Source organism: Coleofasciculus sp. E2-BRE-01, from assembly GCF_040221695.1.
In the GTDB taxonomy this organism is placed as follows: Bacteria; Cyanobacteriota; Cyanobacteriia; order Cyanobacteriales; family Coleofasciculaceae; genus Coleofasciculus.
In genome coordinates, this window is the sequence record NZ_JAVKEA010000024.1 from 1 (window position 1) to 19,427 (window position 19,427).

18 protein-coding genes are annotated in these 19,427 nt (G+C 44.8%); 8 read left to right on the top strand and 10 right to left on the bottom strand.

Annotated features, from left to right (window positions below; genetic code table 11):
* Positions 1-149: 149 nt before the first annotated feature.
* The 6 genes from RIG66_RS02985 to RIG66_RS03010 all read right to left on the bottom strand — a co-directional run bounded on the left by RIG66_RS02985 (position 150) and on the right by RIG66_RS03010 (position 6,506).
* On the bottom strand, positions 150-566 hold the full coding sequence (locus tag RIG66_RS02985) for a KGK domain-containing protein (RefSeq protein WP_446348803.1): 417 nt from the start codon (positions 564-566) through the stop codon (positions 150-152).
* A gap of 252 nt (positions 567-818) precedes the next feature.
* The gene (locus RIG66_RS02990) at positions 819-1,238 is read right to left on the bottom strand and encodes a KGK domain-containing protein (protein ID WP_446375069.1); all 420 of its coding nucleotides are present in this window, start codon (positions 1,236-1,238) and stop codon (positions 819-821) included.
* A gap of 37 nt (positions 1,239-1,275) precedes the next feature.
* Entirely contained in the window at positions 1,276-3,750 is a 2,475-nt protein-coding gene (locus RIG66_RS02995) for a dynamin family protein (RefSeq protein ID WP_446375071.1), read from the bottom strand.
* 304 nt (positions 3,751-4,054) lie between these two features.
* A complete protein-coding gene (locus RIG66_RS03000) occupies positions 4,055-5,164 on the bottom strand; it encodes a glycerate kinase (RefSeq protein WP_446375073.1) in 1,110 nt (369 codons plus the stop codon).
* A gap of 135 nt (positions 5,165-5,299) precedes the next feature.
* A complete protein-coding gene (locus RIG66_RS03005) occupies positions 5,300-5,929 on the bottom strand; it encodes a restriction endonuclease subunit R (protein WP_446375075.1) in 630 nt (209 codons plus the stop codon).
* A gap of 220 nt (positions 5,930-6,149) precedes the next feature.
* Positions 6,150-6,506 (bottom strand): DUF565 domain-containing protein, encoded by a 357-nt coding sequence (locus RIG66_RS03010; protein ID WP_446375077.1) that lies wholly within the window; start codon positions 6,504-6,506, stop codon positions 6,150-6,152.
* A gap of 165 nt (positions 6,507-6,671) precedes the next feature.
* Between RIG66_RS03010 and RIG66_RS03015 the strand changes: the two genes are divergently transcribed.
* The 4 genes from RIG66_RS03015 (at position 6,672) to RIG66_RS03030 (ending at position 13,099) form a co-directional block, all read left to right on the top strand.
* The gene (locus RIG66_RS03015; RefSeq protein WP_446375079.1) at positions 6,672-7,256 is read left to right on the top strand and encodes a hypothetical protein; all 585 of its coding nucleotides are present in this window, start codon (positions 6,672-6,674) and stop codon (positions 7,254-7,256) included.
* Positions 7,229-7,450, top strand: a complete 222-nt coding sequence (locus tag RIG66_RS03020) for a hypothetical protein (protein WP_446375081.1) — start codon at positions 7,229-7,231, stop codon at positions 7,448-7,450. The genes RIG66_RS03015 and RIG66_RS03020 overlap by 28 nt, the downstream gene beginning before the upstream one ends.
* 155 nt (positions 7,451-7,605) lie before the next feature.
* Positions 7,606-9,543 (top strand): ArnT family glycosyltransferase, encoded by a 1,938-nt coding sequence (locus RIG66_RS03025; RefSeq protein ID WP_446375083.1) that lies wholly within the window; start codon positions 7,606-7,608, stop codon positions 9,541-9,543.
* 1,285 nt (positions 9,544-10,828) lie between these two features.
* Positions 10,829-13,099 (top strand): PAS domain S-box protein, encoded by a 2,271-nt coding sequence (locus tag RIG66_RS03030; protein WP_446375085.1) that lies wholly within the window; start codon positions 10,829-10,831, stop codon positions 13,097-13,099.
* A gap of 30 nt (positions 13,100-13,129) precedes the next feature.
* On the opposite strand, the gene RIG66_RS03035 is transcribed toward RIG66_RS03030, so the two are convergent.
* The 3 genes from RIG66_RS03035 to ndhN form a co-directional block, all read right to left on the bottom strand.
* The gene (locus RIG66_RS03035; protein WP_446375087.1) at positions 13,130-13,582 is read right to left on the bottom strand and encodes a salt stress protein, Slr1339 family; all 453 of its coding nucleotides are present in this window, start codon (positions 13,580-13,582) and stop codon (positions 13,130-13,132) included.
* Positions 13,583-13,834: 252 nt separating this feature from the next.
* Positions 13,835-14,440, bottom strand: a complete 606-nt coding sequence (locus tag RIG66_RS03040) for a vWA domain-containing protein (RefSeq protein WP_446375089.1) — start codon at positions 14,438-14,440, stop codon at positions 13,835-13,837.
* 185 nt (positions 14,441-14,625) lie between these two features.
* A complete protein-coding gene (ndhN, locus tag RIG66_RS03045) occupies positions 14,626-15,108 on the bottom strand; it encodes an NAD(P)H-quinone oxidoreductase subunit N (RefSeq protein ID WP_446369634.1) in 483 nt (160 codons plus the stop codon).
* A 355-nt stretch (positions 15,109-15,463) separates the two neighbouring features.
* On the opposite strand from ndhN, the gene RIG66_RS03050 reads away from it, so the two are divergent.
* The 4 genes from RIG66_RS03050 (at position 15,464) to RIG66_RS03065 (ending at position 18,766) form a co-directional block, all read left to right on the top strand.
* Positions 15,464-16,369, top strand: coding sequence for a Uma2 family endonuclease (locus tag RIG66_RS03050; RefSeq protein ID WP_446375092.1), 906 nt, complete (start codon positions 15,464-15,466; stop codon positions 16,367-16,369).
* 215 nt (positions 16,370-16,584) lie between these two features.
* Positions 16,585-17,511: a Uma2 family endonuclease gene (locus tag RIG66_RS03055; RefSeq protein WP_446375094.1), complete on the top strand. Its 927-nt coding sequence runs from the start codon at positions 16,585-16,587 to the stop codon at positions 17,509-17,511.
* Positions 17,512-17,723: 212 nt separating this feature from the next.
* Positions 17,724-18,224 (top strand): DUF4365 domain-containing protein, encoded by a 501-nt coding sequence (locus tag RIG66_RS03060; protein ID WP_446375096.1) that lies wholly within the window; start codon positions 17,724-17,726, stop codon positions 18,222-18,224.
* Positions 18,224-18,766 carry a hypothetical protein gene (locus RIG66_RS03065; protein WP_446375098.1) on the top strand — a complete coding sequence of 181 codons (543 nt, stop codon included), beginning with the start codon at positions 18,224-18,226 and terminating at the stop codon, positions 18,764-18,766. Before RIG66_RS03060 ends, RIG66_RS03065 begins: the two co-directional genes overlap by 1 nt.
* Before the next feature lie 10 nt (positions 18,767-18,776).
* Here RIG66_RS03065 and RIG66_RS03070 read toward each other — a convergent pair whose 3' ends face one another.
* Complete coding sequence (locus tag RIG66_RS03070) at positions 18,777-19,274, bottom strand: Uma2 family endonuclease (protein WP_446375100.1); 498 nt, start codon at positions 19,272-19,274, stop codon at positions 18,777-18,779.
* Between the last annotated feature and the right edge of the window lie 153 nt (positions 19,275-19,427).

The following is a 19,427-nucleotide window of genomic DNA, read 5'->3' on the forward strand; positions in this document are numbered from 1 at the left end:
AATGTTCCTTCTGCCTCTTGGATTTTTTCAACTATGACTCCTGGTAAGTTAAGGAGTTTTGTTATTTCTCTTTTCACAATTCCTAGCCTGGATTTTAGGGACACTACGTTAATAGTTTAGCACACTAAGTCCGGAAGACCCCGTTTTGTTTACTGGTTGTCTGATTGATTGTCTTGGTTGATCCTCTGACGCAAATCATCAAGCGGCGATTCTGGCTGGGAAATTTCAGGTTCATTGCTTGCTGATGTTTCTTCAATTTCAGGTTCATCAGGACAAAACTCTAGAGTTAGTCTAACTTTGCCATTCTGCCACCCCTTGCCCTCATGGGTGAGAACTTGACATTGTATTCCCTCATTCCACCAACCATTTACTTCTTCTATATCTCGTCGTTTTTGCTGGACTGAATACTTTAGGACATTATCATTGTTTATAAGTAAGTTAATCATTGCTTTAATGAATTCACTTACTTTAAACGTGGGATGTGCAATTAAAATTGACAAAGAATCCTCAGATAAAGATACTATTTCATCTTGCTGTAGGCGTTTTAAATGGTTTTTATTGTTCATTTATCATCTCCTTTAGAGAAATGGTGCGTTACGCTACCCTCCGGGAACGCTGCGCGAACGCTAACGCACCCTACTGGCTATTTTAATCAAAAATCTAAGTTATTGTAGGTTGGCTAGAGCGTCAGCGTTACCCAACAAAAAATCATGGAAGTTGGGTTTCGTTCCTCAACCCAACCTACACAGATAACATGGTGGGGATTTCGGGCGCAAGCCTTGCGCCCCTACAAGATATGGAAATTGGCGGTGTTTTGTTTATTGGTTTTCTGGTTGATTTTCTTGGTTTATCCTCTGACGTAAATCATCTAGGGGCGATTCTGGCTGGGGAATTTTGGGTTCTTGGCTTTCAGAGATTTCCTCCACTTCTGGTTCATCAGGGCAAAACTCTAGAATCATTTTTATCCTCACTTTTCCTTTTTTCCAGCCATTGCTACCAGGTTTCAGTAACTCACAATTTACACCTTGTTTAAGCCATGAATTTGCGTCCCTTGAGCTTGCATACGGTACTCCACCTCTATTCTGTAAGTTTTGAGAACAGGCAGGAATACCTGTTACTTGAAATGCACTCTTCATTTGTCCCATAAATTCTCCGACTTTGTACATGGAATTGTTAAAGGACAAAACAGTCTGTTGATCTTCAGCGATATCATCTAACGGCTTAAATTGATCGGTCATATCTAGTTCTAGACTTTCAAGCAAACTTATTTTTGTTTCATTGTAGATCAGAATCTGCTGAGACTACTGTATTCTCAGCTAAGTTATCCACGTCATCGGAAATTGGCACTACACTTAAATCTGATTCCTCAATCGTCGGTAATTGATGATGCCTGTCTAATTTCATCGCCTGTAAACAACGATTAATCCCAGTAACCGCTTGATTATAACCCGCAATCTTTTGCTTAACTTCCTCTTGCATTCGCTGATTTTGATTAATTTTTTCCTCCGCCTCTTGTTCTAAGGTTTGCTCTAAATAAGCACGGGCATTGGGATATTCCTGTAAAATACTATCCGCCTGTTCATCTGCCTTATGTAGTAACATGGTTTTCAGAGTTTGATTCATAGTTTGGCGGAAATTGCGGCGAATTGTTGCCTCGACTTTGGGTTCAAAATCTAATTTCAATAACTGTCGAATCGCGGGTTCGGCTGCAATCATACTTTCAGCATCATACCCCTGTGAGGTTTGCTCTAAGGTTTGCCGGAATTGATAAATTGAAAATGTCCCTTCATCATAAAAACGGGGACTTTCTCGCACATATCTATCGCACTCTGTTCGCGCTTCACTGGCTAACGCCTGACAGACTAGCTTTTCCACCGCCTTTAACTGTTGCTCAATTCCGCCATCATTTCCCAATAATCGATAGAGTTGACGGTAATATTCACGACGGCGTATTTGTTCCATCAGATAAGCAAAAAAGTGAGAGGCTACCTGTTGAGATGCTTTAACTAAAACATCTTCTAACTGATTCGCCAAATCATAAAGCGCCTCGACTAAAACCGCAATTAAAGGTGCGGTTGCATTGCGGGGATGGCTGCGAGTGGCGCGACTATAGGCTTGGGCGACTGAGAATGTATTAAGTAACCCATCGAGACGTTGAATCATTTGATGTTGGAGTTGGCGAAATTCTATCTCAAAGGCATTACAGCTATTCGTTACCGCCTGATTTACTTCTTTAGCGATGTGAATACAAAACTCCCTTCCTACCTGCTGCAATTCCTGATTCAGCCGTTCTAACTCCTGGGCTTTCATCGCCTCTATTTCGTGAGGTTGACTGTCTAAATCTCGCTGAATTCCCAGATAATGTTTCTTGAGATTAATACAGAACGGTTGTAAGTCATCCGCTAGATTAGCAAATAACTGCGGACGCTTTTCCTCGGTAAGATAGCGCGTAATGGATGTGCGAAACTCTTCAATTCCACTATCTTGAATCAGTTTCTCAATCAGTGGTATTCCCCATTCACTAAGTATCCGCACATAGTTCTCTGCTGGCGTTTCATAACCCCTGACAGAAGTCTTAAACTCACTACCAACCAATTTACCCGAACCACAATACCGATTAAATTCATTCACGAATTGTGGCGTTTCCTCTTGAATACCTGTCTCTCTGAAAGCTTCCGCTAAAATAGAATCTAAGCCAAAGGGATCGCGTTCTGTGGAATGCTTGATTTGACTGCCATAAAATCCCAGTAATCCGCTGGTTTTGTGAACCTTGGGTGTATCCCAGAATTGGCTACGAATTAAATCATCTAAGCGCTGTCGCAACTGGTTGTTATACCAGGTTTCATCAATGCGATTGAAAATATAAAAGACGCGATCGCGAATTCCTGGATTATTGCGAATCGTCTCCAGTAGTTGCGTTTCCTCCGTTGTCATATCCCCGGCTAAGGCGGGTTTCAAGACACAAACCACGGCGGAGGTTTCGGAATTTTCTATCTTGGTATAGGTTAACTGGGCATCTTGCTGAACAGGTGCATCAATTCCTGGCATATCAATTAAAACATTACCATCTTGTAATAAGGGATGATGGCAATAATATTCAATCCGCTTGAGAACCGCACTATTACTCCCCCGACGCGCATAACCCGCTGCTTCTTTGAGATTAGAAAAGTCAAACTGTTCCATCGAATACGTCGCATGGCTGGTAGAATGGATGCGATCGCGGTTTGCTAAAAACCCTGCCATTAGCAAGTCCAATGCCTTTGCTTGTTTGGCGCGTTCTGACTTACTTTCTCCCCCTTCTTGTTGGATAATCTCTTGACATCCTTGGCGTAAAGTATTAATTTCATCCGGTTGATGAATATGATTCGCGGCTTTTGCGGCGGCGGATAATCCCAACTTTTGACATAATGCTACCGCCTGTTCTCGAATCTCCGTTTCACTCAAAAATGTCAGTACCACTCGTTCTTGATTTGTATCCGCATAAGCGATATAACATTCTGTACCTGTGGCGTGTCCCTCGGCGCTATAAAGCAGTTCTCGTTCCAATAGTGCGTTAATTAGCATCGATTTACCCGCACTAAATGCACCCGCAAATACAATCTCAAATGTGGGAGAAATGGCTTTTTGTAGAGAGGCTTGCACAGCGGTGATATCCTGGGAGGCGCGTAATGATGGCTCTTGATGTAGTAATTGCAGAAGACTGTCTACTTGGGTTTGCAGGTTCTCACATTGAGTTGGCGTGGATGTCATGATGGTAGCGATTGAGCGAAAAGGTGTTTAGTTTGATTGTATCGCCAGTTTAATTTAGAACTTACGTATTGACAAAGTGAATAGAATGTGTGTGCAACAGATATAGCATGGGTAGAAAATTTTCCAGAAACAGAATTGACCAACTCTGATAATACGGATAATAGATGATTATGTTAGATATTATTTTATACTCAGCCAACAATCAAGGCGATTGAAATCGCTGCTACACAAACAAAGTCCGCCTGCGCGGACTAAGTTATAACGAGGGTAATGTTCCCCGGATTTGGTATAAGTATCCAAGCTATTATTCAGGATGATAAACCCGATCCGGTGCATGATCGGGATTAATTTCAATGACTAAATCCACCCAATCTGGATTGTGAATTAATGGTGTAATAAATAATTCTGGATGCAATGCTTTCCAAAAATACTTGACAAACTCATTAATTTGTGAGTCACTCATCCCCGATTTGCCCGTCGCGATCATTTCCGCCTCCGCCTGACGCCGCCACTGCAAACTTAGGCGATAATCAATGGGGTAAAGTACGATTAAATGGTCTAAGCGTTCCCACAAAGGTAAATACTGTTTAAGCCGTTCATTCATATCCCGTGCAAACGCGCGATCGCTCTCTGTTTTAATAGGTGCTGGAGTCATTCCCTCAAACACAGTCGCCGCCACGGGACGCACCCCGACAAACCAGCCTTCAAACAACACAATATCCGCCTTTTGTACAGGTTCAAAATCCGTGCGATCGCCTGCACCTTGCCAAGCGGATTTATCAAAGCGGGGGACGAGAATAGAGTCAGAGGAATTCTGCGATCGCAACTCATCTAATACCTGCACTCCCAACTCCACATCATGGGTTCCCGGTGGACCCCGCCAAATCAGACGCGGATCGTGTTCTCGCAGTTGCTGTCGTTCTTGATAGGTTTTATAAAGGTCATCAATTGAAAGGCTAAGGGTGCGATATTCTAACTGGGCTAAAATTAATTTTAATACAACCGCCAATGTAGTTTTTCCCGTTCCCTGTCCGCCTAATATTCCCTGAATTAGGGGACGCCCTAACTCTTTTTGAGAATCCGCCAACTGTATTGCCAACGGAATCCATAATCGCCACAGAGATAGGAGAATATTCGTTTGAATTGACTCTGAATGTTCTTGATTTTTCTGAATTTTCTGGGCAAAGGAAGGCAAAGCCAGAACATCAGTATAGACAGAGAGAAGAAGACGCGATCGCGCCCGTAATTTTTCCGTTACGTTATCTGGCGTAATTCCAAACGCTTTCGCCCGTTCCGGTGGTGTTAATTCCGATGTTACTAATGTTTGCCAAGCCGATGAATTAGGTGATTTTCCGGCGATCCATTGGTTAAGAATATCACCGAGGGAGGGAGACGGGGAAACGGGATGAGTCATAAGTCTTAGGGTAGGGACGGGTTTAGCCACAATTACAATTGTAGGGGCGGGTTTAGGAACTCAATTGGCTTGTCACCGATAGCCTATCAACAAAACCCGCCCTCCCTCACCGATAGCGTATCAACAGAACCCGCCTTAAGTTAGTGCCATTTGACCTAAGCGTTTCAAAATACTCAAAACATTATATAATTCGTTGCCACGATTGCGAATATCAAAAATATCAGACGTTCCGTACTGCGGGGGTTCACCTTTAACCAGTTTAATAAACATAAAGCTACCGCCGGAGGTAATCATCCCAAAAACAGGTTTTTCTGGGTGGGGAGTTGCTAGCATATAGGCAAGAATTTGGTCGAGTCCCGCTTCTACCGAATAAGCCACCTGTTTCGATTCAATCACACTCACCCAAAATTGCTCATTCAGAAGCAAAACGTCTATTCGTCCTTTAATGACTGAGCCACCATCTTCTGTAGCAATTTGTACAGATTTTTCTAGTTTAATGTGAAAAGGAGGCAAATAAAACTGCCCGACAAAAAGTAAAGGCGACAAAACAGCGATATTAACCGTATTTTCTAACAAGGGCGGATAATTCCGCAAATTAATGTAGCCAGCTTTTATCTGATCCAATAGCTGTTTTTCCTGGTTGGTGAGTTCAGGAAGGTTATCTTGCCACTCTCGGAAAAATTGCTCATCTTCAACGAGTTGAAGTCCATAGAGGGTGATCAGTTCCCGCAGAGTTATGTTTTCTGCTTGAATTGTTTGAACCATGAGTATGAATTATGAATGATAGGGGAGTTAGGGAAACTTGAAAAACATTTAGATTAGGGAATGAATAATCGTCAAATCTGCCCCTACGCACAACTTAGTCGGGGCGGGTTTAGTGACATCTGGGTGAGGTAAGAAACGATAATAGTCAAACCCGCCCATACACATAACTAAAAACTACATCTGACCCTATTGGCTAACCAATGACATAAGACATAAGACACTATGAACCCAGTTTAAACGCTTCCAAAAACATGCTATAAACCAAACCAATTTTCAGCGCATTCACTGTTTCCAGAAACCATGACAATCGAGATGCTCTGCTCACAGAAGGCAAACGCTGGCGATTTCTGCCATAAACAATCCGGCTCACCGTTTCCGTGAAAATAATTAAAATCCCAGCCGCAATCACATCCCAATCAGCCGTCTGTCCGGCTGTCGTTGAGATAGCACTACCGAGGAAAACGCCTGACAGTAGTCCCAGCAAAATTATGGACAGGCGTCGCCAGGGATTGGTAAACCACTGGGCTAACCTTGCCAAGATCACATCGACGAGAGTATTCAGACGAGTATTTTGCATCGATCAACCAGAAAGCAACCACACACAGACCTTAACCACTTAGCCTTTTGTGCAAAATAACACGGTTTTGGTCAAGCTTGTTTCAATGAGAGTAGGGGGCTGGCAATTCATTTTGTTAGCACCCCCCACAGACGCAGTGGTGCAGAGTCAATCCCCTCAAAACGAATGAAACGACTAAACTATATGCTATATCCAGTATTTATCATCGTACTCCTCTTAGGTATGGCTGGACTGGGACTGGGATTATTTGAGTTCAAGGTTTGGATAGAACCCCAATCCTCAGATACAGCATCATTACCTTCGGTGAGCCAATCACCAGAGGTTGCTGAGGTGGAAACGGCTCAACCCTTATCACCAGCACTATCACCACTCTCTTCACCGTTACCCTCCCCAGAGGCTTCACCCTCTCCCCCCCTTGATCCCGTTGCACTAGCGGCGCAAAAAGGAGGGTTGCGAGTCAGCAATTCCACGGAACATCCGGTGCGGGTGGCGCTGCTAGAACGTCAAACGGATTCAAAGGCTGACGCCAAACCCGCCCACTGGGATTTTTCCCCTATGGAAGGAGGAAGCCAAGGGCTGATTCTTTCTCTTCCCCAAGATGATCTGATTCTGGAAAACGGAGATATTGTGGTGGCGTTCGCCCAAGATGGTTCTCGTTTGTATTGGGGACCTTATGTGATTGGAGAGACGCCTGTACCCGTCTGGAATAAAAAAACGGGCGAATGGGAGTTAGTTTTGCAGCCGTATTAGGGTTAAGGCGGGTGGGTTTCGACTTCGCTCAACCCACGATGGTGGCTTGGCACACCTTATTTGGTGGATTAGATGAGGCTTGTAGTAAGGGCTTTAGCCCTCTCCAGCTATGCGTTAAAGCACTAAAGTACTTACTACAAACAAAGCCCTATTTTAGCTGTGCCACGCCACTACGGTATATCCAAGTTTTGTAAACCCGCCTCAAACCCTTACAAAGGACAAATGACGAATGACGAATGACGAATGACGATCTTGTTGGATAAGGAACTTGACGGGGTTGTCCCAGTCAGGGAAGGGGTATATTGCGATCGCGCTTCTGGCTAAATTAAGTTGGAGACGTTGAGAGTTAATGTTGCCCTTTCGTGACAAAGTAGTGGAAGTTGAATCTAAGGATAGGATCGCTCAACCAGTGACAAAGTGGTGGAATGTTTGGGAAAAGCATCCAACTCGTTTGTGGATGTACTCGGTTTTAGGGTTAGCGGCGATTTGCTGGGTGGCGTTTTTGTGGCACTTAGGCAGTACGGGTTTAGTTGATGAAACGGAACCCTTATTCGCGGAAGCCGCCCGCCAAATGACGGTGACAGGAGACTGGATTACACCGTATTTTAATGAGGAGACTCGCTTTGATAAACCGCCCTTAGTCTACTGGTTGATGGCGATTGGTTATCACCTCATCGGCGTTAATGAATGGGCGGTACGACTTCCCTCGGCGATGAGTGCGATCGCGCTAACGGTTTTGGGCTTTTATACGCTACGCTATTTTGGTATTTCCCGTCCCCGTACTCTGGTTGATGAAAATTCCACTGAATTAGAAGACACCTCAAAACTCGTCAATCCAGAACGCCAGCGCTGGTTATCAGCGGCAATTGGGGCGACATTGATTGCATTGAATCCGATAACTTTGGTTTGGGCGCGGACTGGGGTTTCGGATATGCTACTCTCTGGCTGTATGGGAACCGCTCTTTTATCGTTCTTTATTGGCTATGTGCAAGGGGAAACCAGGAGACAGGAAGCGGGGGCGCAAGATAGCCGACACCGTAGAGAGGGAAAACCCCTCTTAGGATTTGCCTCCGGTTGGTATTTGGCATTTTATATATTAATTGCCTTAGCAATTCTTGCCAAAGGACCGGTGGGAATTGTCCTCCCTGGATTAATTATTGGCGCATTTTTGGTGTATCTGGGGAAGTTTTGGCAAGTGGTGCGGGAAATGCGCCTGTTTTGGGGATTGGGTATTATTGGTGTCCTGGCAATTCCCTGGTATGTGTTAGTTACCTTGGCGAATGGCGAAGATTATATCGAAAAGTTTTTTGGCTATCACAATATTGAACGCTTTGTCGGGGTGGTAAATCACCATTGGGCGCCATGGTATTTCTATTTTCTGGTTGTGTTAGTCGGGTTTGCCCCTTGGTCCTGTTATTTACCTTTAGCGATCGCCCGATTACGGTTTTGGCAGGTTAACCGATGGCGTTCGTCCCCTCGTGCGAGTCAGTTGGGTTTATTTGCCTTGTGTTGGTTTGCAGGGGTGTTTGGCTTCTTTACGATCGCTGTCACCAAACTTCCCAGTTATGTCTTACCCTTAATGCCTGCGGCGGCGATTTTGGTGGCATTATTAGCTAGTGATTTACTCACCTATCCCCGTCCTCAGCGTCTATGGGGGTTACGGTTGAGTGCTGGATTTAATGTGATTCTTCTTGGCGTCATCGCTGGGGCAATTTGGTATAGTCCTAATTTCATTGGCTATGATCCGGCGGCGCTGAACTTATCGGAAACCTTGCAAGCGTCAGGATTACCCTTACGGGGAGGTATCCTCTGGGGAATGGCGGCGGTAGCGGCGGTGATTGCCTTATGTAGGCGTCGAGGGTGGCGTTGGTTAGGAACGATTAATTTGGTGGCGTTTGTGGCGTTTATTATCCTCGTGGTTTCCCCGGCTGCTTTTCTATTGGATCAGGAACGTCAGCTTCCCCTACGAGAATTATCTGCGATCGCGGCTGAGGTGAACCAACCGTCAGAAGAGTTAGTGATGATGGGGTTTGAAAAGCCCAGTGTCGTATTTTATGCCGAGCGATCGGTTAATTATTTTGATGAAGAACATAAGTTTATTGCCTACATTGAGGACATCGCTAAAATTGAGCCTAATCCTCCTTCAACTCTGGTTTTAATTGAATCTAAGCGATTTAATCGACTTAAAGAAGAATGGCTCAAACCTAGTGAATATACCATCATTGATAACAAAGGTGCTTATCATTTGATTCGAGTGACTAAACAAGTTATTGCCCACAAGCTTTAGCTTTGAGGAAGAATTAAGTAAGTGGGTGGGGAATGAGAAGAAACCCCTCACCCCCAGCCCCTCTCCCACTCTGGGGAGAGGGGAGCAAGAGAATCCGATCCCCCTTCTCCCTTGATGGGAGAAGGGGTTAGGGGATGAGGGTGAAACATCTTTTTGGTTGCACCCAGAGGTAACTAAACCCGCCCCGACTCGGGTTCCTACTACCCTTCGGGAATGCTTCGCGAACGCTCTCCCCACGATGGCGGCGTGGCACACCTTAATGGGTAGATTAAAATTGTAGGGGCGCATGGCGTGCGCCCATCAAGTAGTGCGAGCATCTTCCTCGCTACTAATACCCAATTTAAACGCATAACAGCTTAAAGCCGAACCTTTGTTGCTGCAAGCCTTGGAGTTATGTAAACGCCTGCTGGGTAATAACCATCCCACAACAATTACTATCCGTGAAAATTTGCTCCGAACGCGCGAAGAATGGAATCAATAGGTTTCCTCTATTTCAGTCTCCGATTATGCTTTCTTTTTAAGTTACGGCTGTTTTATACATTTCAATTATTGAAAGAATAGTAATTCCTGATGAAAGAGTGGCTAAATATCATCCATAATAGTAATATCAACAAATCCTTTTAGCTGCCACCACAAGACCGAAAATTGTTGGTTAAGACTGGAGGGGTAAGGATAACGGATGAGTTGTGCCTACAGGGACAAAGTTGGTTAGCCGTTTCATTTAAATGTAGTTAGCCAGGACAACAGCACAGCCAGGAGCGTGTCGGCGTCAATCAGGATTGCACCAAATCTCTAAGCTAACCCGATAAGTGGGGTTACTCTATCCTGCGGGAATACCCAAGGGGAACGAGAAGACTCTGCCGATGTTCCTGAATTCAACCGAAAACATTGACATTTTTCATCGGCAATATGTTGCTAGTGTAAACAGGCAGTGGTTCGACAGGCTCACCAACCAGTCAGAAGGGAAGAACGCTTGTATAGTAAGCTGTTGCACCTTTTTTAACTAGATAGTTCCAGCAGTTTGCTCTGCTATGCGGTACATTGTCGATCCCCCTAAATCCCCCTTAAAAAGGGGGATTTTGAGCTACTGTACTTTATGACAGCGCAAAGGGCTGTATTTCCGCCGAGCTGCACTCGGAAAAAGATTAGCTCTGGTTCAATGCAACTTGATAATGATCCAGGTTTTGTGCTAAAAAGTAAGTTTTTTTAGAGCAATTCTCCATCCGGTTAACGTCACTCATCACTCTTGCTGAGTTGAATCACGTCCTAAAGTCTAGCAACAACAATGGTAGAACAACCAACATTTCTCGATTTAACTGAACTCAATCACCCCACCCTCCAGGGATCAGAACCCAATGGAACAGGTTTAAGTCATCTGGTAGCAAATATTCCCGGTGCGATTTATCGCCGCGCTTGGGATTCCCAGTGGACAACACGGTTTATTACTCCAGCTATCCAGGATATTTGCGGTTATCCAGCCAGTGATTTTATTAAAAATCGAGAACGGTCTTTGATAAGTATTATTCATCCTGATGATAAACCAATTATTGAACAAGCTCTCGAAAAACAGCTAACCACTCAACAGCCTTATTGGTTGGAATATCGGATTGTGCGATCGGATGGAGCTGTGGTTTGGATTTGTGACAAAGGACAAGGAATTTTTGACGAAACTGGACAACTTCTCTGGCTGGATGGAATCATCCTGGATATTAGCCAGCGTCAACCTGAGGGTCACGTTAGCCACACGGTACAACCCTCAGAAACCATTCAGGAATCTGATGCACTCTATCACCTGATGGTGGAAACGGCGTCAGAGGGGGTTTGGATGTTTGATGTGAACAGCCAAACCATTTTTGCTAATTCTCGTATGGCGGAAATGCTGGGTTATCGCGTCGAAGAAATGATCGGGCGATCGCTGTTTGATTTCATGGATGCAGAAAGTCGTCCTCTTTATTCAACCTATGTCTTACGTCGTCGCCACGGAATCCACGAACGCCACCCGTTTAAGTTTCGCCGTAAAGATGGCTCAGAGTTATGGGCAATTGTGTCTGCTACACCGATTTTAAACGCTCAGGGTGAGTTTGTCGGTGTGTTGAGGATGATTACCGATATTAGCGATACCCATCAGGAATCCACGCAACGCCAACAGGCGGAAAATGCGTTGCGAGAGAGTGAACGGCGATTCAGGGCGATTTTTGATGCAACGTTTCAATTTATTGGTTTGCTTAAACCCGATGGTACGGTTTTAGAAGCCAATCAAACCGCATTAAATTTTGGTGGATTGCGGCGTGAAGACGTGGCGGGGCGTCCATTTTGGCAAACTAAATGGTGGAGTCATTCATCAGAAATTCAGGAACAATTAAAACATGCGATCGCGGCGGCGGCGGCGGGTGAATTTGTGCGCTATGAAGTAGAGGTTATTGGCGCGAATAACCAGGTAATCACGATTGATTTTTCCCTCAAACCCGTGACTGATGAAACCGGACAAGTGGTACTCTTGATTCCAGAAGGTCGTGATATTAATGAGCAGAAGCAAATTAGAGAAGCTTTGCGCCAGTCGGAACGTCGATTAAAACTCAAAAACAAAAAACTCAAGCAGGTATTACGCCAACTAAAAAACACTCAAGCTCAACTGGTTCAAAATGAAAAAATGATTAGTTTGGGTCAGATGATGGCGGGTATCGCTCATGAAATTAATAATCCAATTAGCTTTATCTATGGCAATATTACTTATGCTCACGACTATACCCTAGAGCTGTTCAATTTGATCGACCTCTATGGCAAACACTATCCAGAACCTGTACCCGAAATCCACGAACAGATTGAGAGGATGGATCTGAATTTCTTAAAAGCAGACTTTCCTAACCTGCTCAATTCCATGCAAGATGGAGCAGAACGTATCCGGGAAATTATTCTGTCTTTACGCAACTTCTCGCGTTTAGATGAAGCCGAACAGAAGTTGGTGAATATTCATGAAGGAATCGATAGCACTCTGCTTATTTTACAGCATCGATTAAAAAAGACCGTCTTTCCCAAAGAAATACAGATCATCAAAGACTATAGTCAACTTCCTCGGATTCAATGTTATCCCAGTCAGCTTAATCAGGTGTTTATGAATTTACTCAATAATGCCATTGACGCTTTGGAACAGAAGGAAAAACATTATCCCCATTTAGACTGTCATAAAAGGATTACGATTCAAACTAGCGTGATCACGCCCGATAATCAGGGTCTATCGACTCGATATGAAGACATACTGAGTCCCGAAAACAAGGCAGAAATTAGAGGAAAGACAGTTGACGACACTGATCAAAATTCGGCTTCTGTGATTATTCGCATTGCTGACAATGGTATTGGTATTCCCAAAACCTTACAAAAAAACATCCTTGATCCATTCTTTACCACTAAACCTGTGGGGGTTGGTACAGGCTTGGGGTTATCAATCGCCCATGCGATTATTGTCGAAAAACACGGCGGTAAACTGAGTTATCAGTCTGAACCCGGTCAAGGAACAGAATTTATCATCGAACTACCCATACACCTGCCTCTAAATTAAGTAGAGACGTTGCATGCAACGTCTCTACAATCATGGCGTTTCCCGCAGTGCTTGCAGATAATCCATCGCGGCTTCCAGTTTGGAAGAATAGCTATAGGAAAACTCTTCAAACCAAAGCCCCTCATCAGAATGTGGCTTTAAATTATTTAACCAATCTTGGGCTTGTTGCTTCAGAGCGTCCCGTTTGCGTTGTTCTCGTTGTTTTGCCTTGAGTTCTTCTTCTTGCCGTTGCTGCTGTCGTTTTCGTTCGGCTTCGTGTTCTTGCTCCTCAAACTCAGCCTTCAGTTCTGAAAGCATAGCATCTTCTACAGGCGATCGCGAAGATTGGGACGAGGAAATAGGTTGATAGGTTGACGAATTCGTTGGGGGTGATTTCAAGTCATCCTCATCCAACAGAGGTTTTTTCTCCGGGGGTTTTCCCTGATCTTTTTCTTGATATTCGGCTTTAATTTGGGCTAATAAGTCATCGGGGGATTCTGCCATAAGACGAAACTCTCAGTTAGGAGAGATTTTTTTATCAACAATTACAGTTAAGGACATATCCTCAACGGTCATGTCCTCTATATCTTCTATTTTAATCAGCTTTGCTTTTGCAGACTCTGACACCGAATCCCTTGACGCCTATTAAGAGCGATCGCCTGAGGTAAGGATCGGATACTCAACCAAAACAGCATAATACTCACAGATGAGGTAAATGCACCCCCTGTGTTCTAAAACACACGCTCACTTGGTTATCTAATCAATTACAGCATTGAGCAACACGTCCGTTAAGGTCATGTCCTCCATATCCTCAATCGTTACCGTATCTACAATGTCAAACTTCGCACCCGCACCTTGCAGTTCATCATCCAGAATCTTGAGGAACTTCATGGCTTGAGGATCACTGCCAATTTGGATAAAAGAAATCGCTAACTCTTCATCCTTTTCAATTCGGCGTGATGCTTCTATAATCACCTTCATCACGGCTTTGCGGTCATCGGGTTCCCCATCCGTAACCACCAGTAGGGTTTCACCATTCAACTTTGTCTGACCGCTAGTTTTGCGCTGAAAATAGTTATTGAGGGCATCTTCTAAGACAGATGCCAAATCTGTGCGTCCTGATGGCTCATTTTCCTGGAATACCTGCATGACTTTATTAGCTGTCACGCCATCATAGCGTCTGAAGCGACCCGAAAATAGGTAAATGGTAATGCCATCAGGATCAAATTCTTCGCATTTATTTGCTAAAGCCAGAGTAGACTCTTGCATAACATCCCAGCGGCTTTTCCCAGAATACTGGTCTCGGATGGACATACTGCCGCTTTTATCAATGATTAAGGTATAATCTCGTTTCTCTAGCATAAAAACGTTCCCAAATCTACTACAGTCCTTCTCAAGGGTATCAAACCCACCACTGGCGATCGCCTAGTTTACGGTGGCGACAGTTGGTGAGCAGGGCTGTAGGGGCGGGTTTTACCGAAAACGTTTAACGTTTTGGTGCAAACTGCTGGCATTGTAGAGACGTTGCCTGCAACGTCTCTACAGCATTAGGATGCCAACTCAGATAACGTTTCCTGAAGCGGCTGCCAACGGAAATAGCGATCGCCTCCCATTTCAATTGCCACTTTCACCCGCTTCTCCTGTTTAGGCAACGCAATGAAATATTCAAGTTCTTGGCGCGACAGACTACTGCCCTCAATCAGCCACAAAACCATCCCTTTCGACTTAGGGGGTAGGGTTTCCAACTGATACGTCAGGATAGGCGGGATAAAGTAAACCTCACCCACCGCAGCGCTTTGACCGATGGTTTTCTTCCCCAGATGCGGCGGACGAACACCGTGAACACCCGTCAGATAAGCCGCTGGATCGCCCAATCCTTTCGCTGAAAGGGAAATCGTCGTATAACCCGTCGCCCGCAGTCGTCGCCGATAACGTCCTTCAAATCCTCCTTCTAAGGGAGCGTACAATGCCAATGTGCCGGACTGTTCTAAATCCCGAATGAACGTCTTTCCGGTGGTGATCAGTGCCATTTATTTCTCCGATTCCGCCTTAAGTTTTGTTAATTCTTATGAGCCAATTATATAGGGATAGAGGGTTCATGGCACATCTAGCAAGAGGAGGCGATTGAAATCGCTGCTGGGTTATAACAGGGGTAGCGTTCCCCGGATTTGGTATCAGTTGGTGTATTGAATAGCGATCGCAAGACGTAAAAACCATGCCCTAAGCGCAGTTGAAGGGTCAATTGGCGGGACGTAAGCCAGCAACTGTAGGGGCGGATTTAGGAACTAGCGCTAGCTTGTTACCAATAACTCAACAACAAAACCCGCCCTTATGCATAAGTAGGGATTGTTAGGATAAAGCCAGTTTTCCTAACAATTCCCGTCCATGGTTTCATTCAACTATCCCGCTTCTCAAACCGATCCACTGGGTTCACCCAAAGAAACGCTACCCACGATGTATGATCTTCCGAGTGAATATCCAGAGGAACCCGGTTTGCCTGACGAATTCCATGATTGGCAAGCGCAATTGTTGAGCTTGACATTTTGCCCTCCCCACTATCCCCTTTCACAGATATTTTATGCCAGCGACTTGAACATTTACTATGATGTGCATCATCCTCTGTGGCATAAACGTCCGGATTGGTTTGGGGTTGTTGGTGTACCGCGACTGTATAATGATGTGGATATGCGCTTGTCTTACGTGGTTTGGCAGGAGGGCGTCAATCCGTTTGTTGTCGTGGAATTGCTCTCACCTGGAACCGAGAGGGAAGACTTAGGAGAACAGGTAATCCCAGCGCCAGACTCTGAACCGGAACAAGGTGAAGGAAATGGGCAAGAGAGTCAGCTTCCCACTGAAGATAAACCGCCGCGAAAATGGCAGGTTTACGAGCAGATTTTACAGATTCCTTACTATGTCGTATTCAGTCGTTACACCAATCAGCTACGAGCGTTTAAACTGAATGAAGCCCATTATCAAGAGTTAGAGGTACAGGATGGGCGAGTATGGATGAGTGAGTTAGACTTGGGTTTGGGATTATGGCAGGGAGAGTTTCAAGGGATTAATCGCCTCTGGTTGCGTTGGTATGATGCTCAAGGAAACTGGATTCTGACGGAAGCCGAACAAGAGAGACAACGAGCTGAACAAGAAAGACAACGAGCCGAACAAGAAAGACAACGAGCCGAACAAGAGAGACAGCGAGCCGAAGCCACACAAGCTCGGTTAGATGCTTTGATGGAGCGACTTCGAGAATCAGGCATTGATCCCGATACCTTTTTCCAGGATCAGGGTTAAAATCAGTCGAGTCACTACAGTTAGCGATCGCAAGACGTAAAAACCATGCCCTAAGCGTAGTTGAAGGATAAATTGTCGGGACGAAAGCCAGCCACTGTAGGGGCGGGTTTAGGAACTAGCGCTCGCTTATTACCAATAACTCAACAACAAAACCCGCCCTTATTCATAAGTAAGGATTGTTAAGATAGAGCCAGTTTTCCTAACAATTCCCGTCCATGGTTTCATTCAACTATCCTGTTCCTCAAACTGATCCACCTTGTTCACCGAGGGAAACGCTACCGACGATGTATGATCTTCCGAGTGAAGATCCAGAGGAACCCGGTTTGCCTGACGAATTCCATGATTGGCAAGCACAATTATTGAGCTTGACATTTTGCCCTCCCCACTATCCCCTTTCGCAGATCTTTTATGCCAGCGACTTAAACCTTTACTATGATGTGCGTCATCCTCTGTGGTACAAGCGCCCAGATTGGTTTGGGGTTGTCGGTGTACCGCGACTGTATGATGATGTGGATATGCGCCTGTCTTATGTGGTTTGGCAGGAAGGCGTCAATCCATTTGTTGTGGTGGAATTGCTCTCACCTGGAACCGAGAAGGAAGATTTAGGAGAACAGGTAACCCAAGGGCGAGAATCTGCGCCGGAACAAGGTGTAGGAAATGGACAAAACATTCAGCGCTCAACTGAAGATAAACCGCCGCGAAAATGGCAGGTTTACGAGCAGATTTTACATATTCCTTACTATGTCGTCTTCAGTCGTTACACCAATCAGCTACGGGCGTTTAAACTCAATGGAGCGCATTATCAAGAGTTAGAGGTACAAGATGGACGAGTATGGATGAGTGAATTAGGTTTAGGTTTGGGATTATGGCAGGGAGAGTTTCAAGGGATTAATCGCCTCTGGTTACGTTGGTATGATGCTCAAGGAAACTGGATTCTGACGGAAGCCGAACGGGAAAGACAACGAGCTGAACAAGAAAGACAACGAGCTGAACAGGAGAGAATCCAAAAAGCCCAAGCTTTACAGCAAGCTCAACAGGACAGACAACGAGCCAAAGCTGCACAAGCTCAGTTAGATGCTTTGATTGAGCGACTACGAGAATCGGGAATTGATCCCGATACGTTTTTCCAGGATCAGGGCTGATGGAAAAGACAATTATACAACTTTTACCGATAAAAATTTAATCATTCTTGACCGCTTGAAGACGTGGTTATAGACGTTCCGCCGGAATTACTCTATGTCTTTTCACTCCAGGCGATCGCATACTAATTATCACAAGTCTAAAACTAGAGTCATATCAGGTATAATTATGATTTTAAACTCGGATATTGTGACCCCATAAAACCTTTAGGGTAGTGGACATCAACCAGCGAAAAGAACAATTCAGCTATGCCTATATCTATGCAGTGGCGTCAACGGCGGGTTACTCCTTTCAGATTGCAGCAAAACCCATGGATTTTGATGGCATTGATATCATCCTTGCGGGTGGCAGTGGGACAGGAATCATTCGGTATCCCCGTCTGGAACTTCAGGTAAAATGTACCTCGGTGAACTTGGTTAGTCATGATATTATTCGATATTCCCTGCCCTTAAAAAACTATAATGATTTAAGGGTAGAAAATGTGCAAACTCCTCGTCTGTTAGTCGTTATCGTCGTCCCCGATAAGTTAGACAACTGGCTAACCCAATCTCCCCAGGAACTTTGCTTAAAATACTGTGGCTATTGGATTTCTCTACGAGGTCAACCCCCAACCTCAAATCAAACAACGATGACAATTTCTATCCCTTGCCAGAATATCTTTAATGTAGAGGCTTTAACAACCCTAATGCAGCGAATCGAGGCAGGCGAAACCTGATGAAAGTCACCGTGCGAGATCCTGAAATTTTGAAGTGCTTGGAACCGGAACGAGTTCGTACTTATCTCCAGCAGCATCACTGGCAAGAAGTGCGCCAGCTTGAAAACACAGCATCTATCTGGACTCGTCAACATGAAATCGGCGAAGAATTGGAGATTCTACTACCCTTAAAACCAGAATTTTTAGACTTCCTCCGTCGCATGGCTGAGGTTTTACAAACCCTGGAAATTTCTGAACAAATATCTCAACTGGATATCCTTAGCGATCTGGTTACTTACGTGCCAAATATTACCCTCCAAGGAATCGTTACCAACGTACAAGAAGGAGCCACCATGGGTACAGTAACGCTTATGGGTATTGTTGTGGGAAAGCTGCGACGAATTCAACTCAACCTCACCGAACCTATCTACGAACTTGCTGTCAAAGCGTATCAAGCTAGGATTCCGGTCATCTGTCAAGGTGAGCTTAAAAAACAAGGTCGCTCTTTTGTCTTGCAACATCCCCATCACTTCACCCTCGACTTAGATGCATGGGTTGGTTAAGTCGGACAAGCTAAGAGTCAATTTCCCCCGCCTGAATAATCTGTTCGGCTGTCAGCGTCAACTCTGGAAATGTACTGGAAACAATTGGCTCAGTACCCGCAAACTCGGCTCCTTCGTACAGTTCCTCAATCAGGGTAAAAATTGTTACTTTTGATTCCAGTGGGTCAATCACCCAATATTCGGGAATGTTTAAAACGTTGTATTCAACCCGCTTGGCACGATAATCAGTAGTCTTAGTCGATTCACTAACGACTTCTACTACTAAAATGGGAGGGGGTTCGTGAAGTTCAATCACCGCCTCACGGTTTCTTAACTCACGCCACTGCTGGGTAGGAATAACGGTTAGATCAGGAATGCGAGACGTATCCCACTTGCCAGCACGAGGCGATCGCACACCAATTGCTACAGCTCTAACAATCCAGTCATGTCCGGTACGCCTAATCGCGGCGTCGATTTGCCGATAGAGAAAGTCAATGATTTCTCCATGTTGCCCAGTACCAATGCTCATTGCTACTAATTCGGGTCTTCCGGAATTAGTGTGCTAAACTATCAATTTTAATGAACCAGGAATTTTGCCACACAAAGGCTGTAGCTTTTGATCGCCTCAAAATAAATTGAAATTCGGGTAAAAACGGTTAAAGCTATTACTGTCCAATACTTG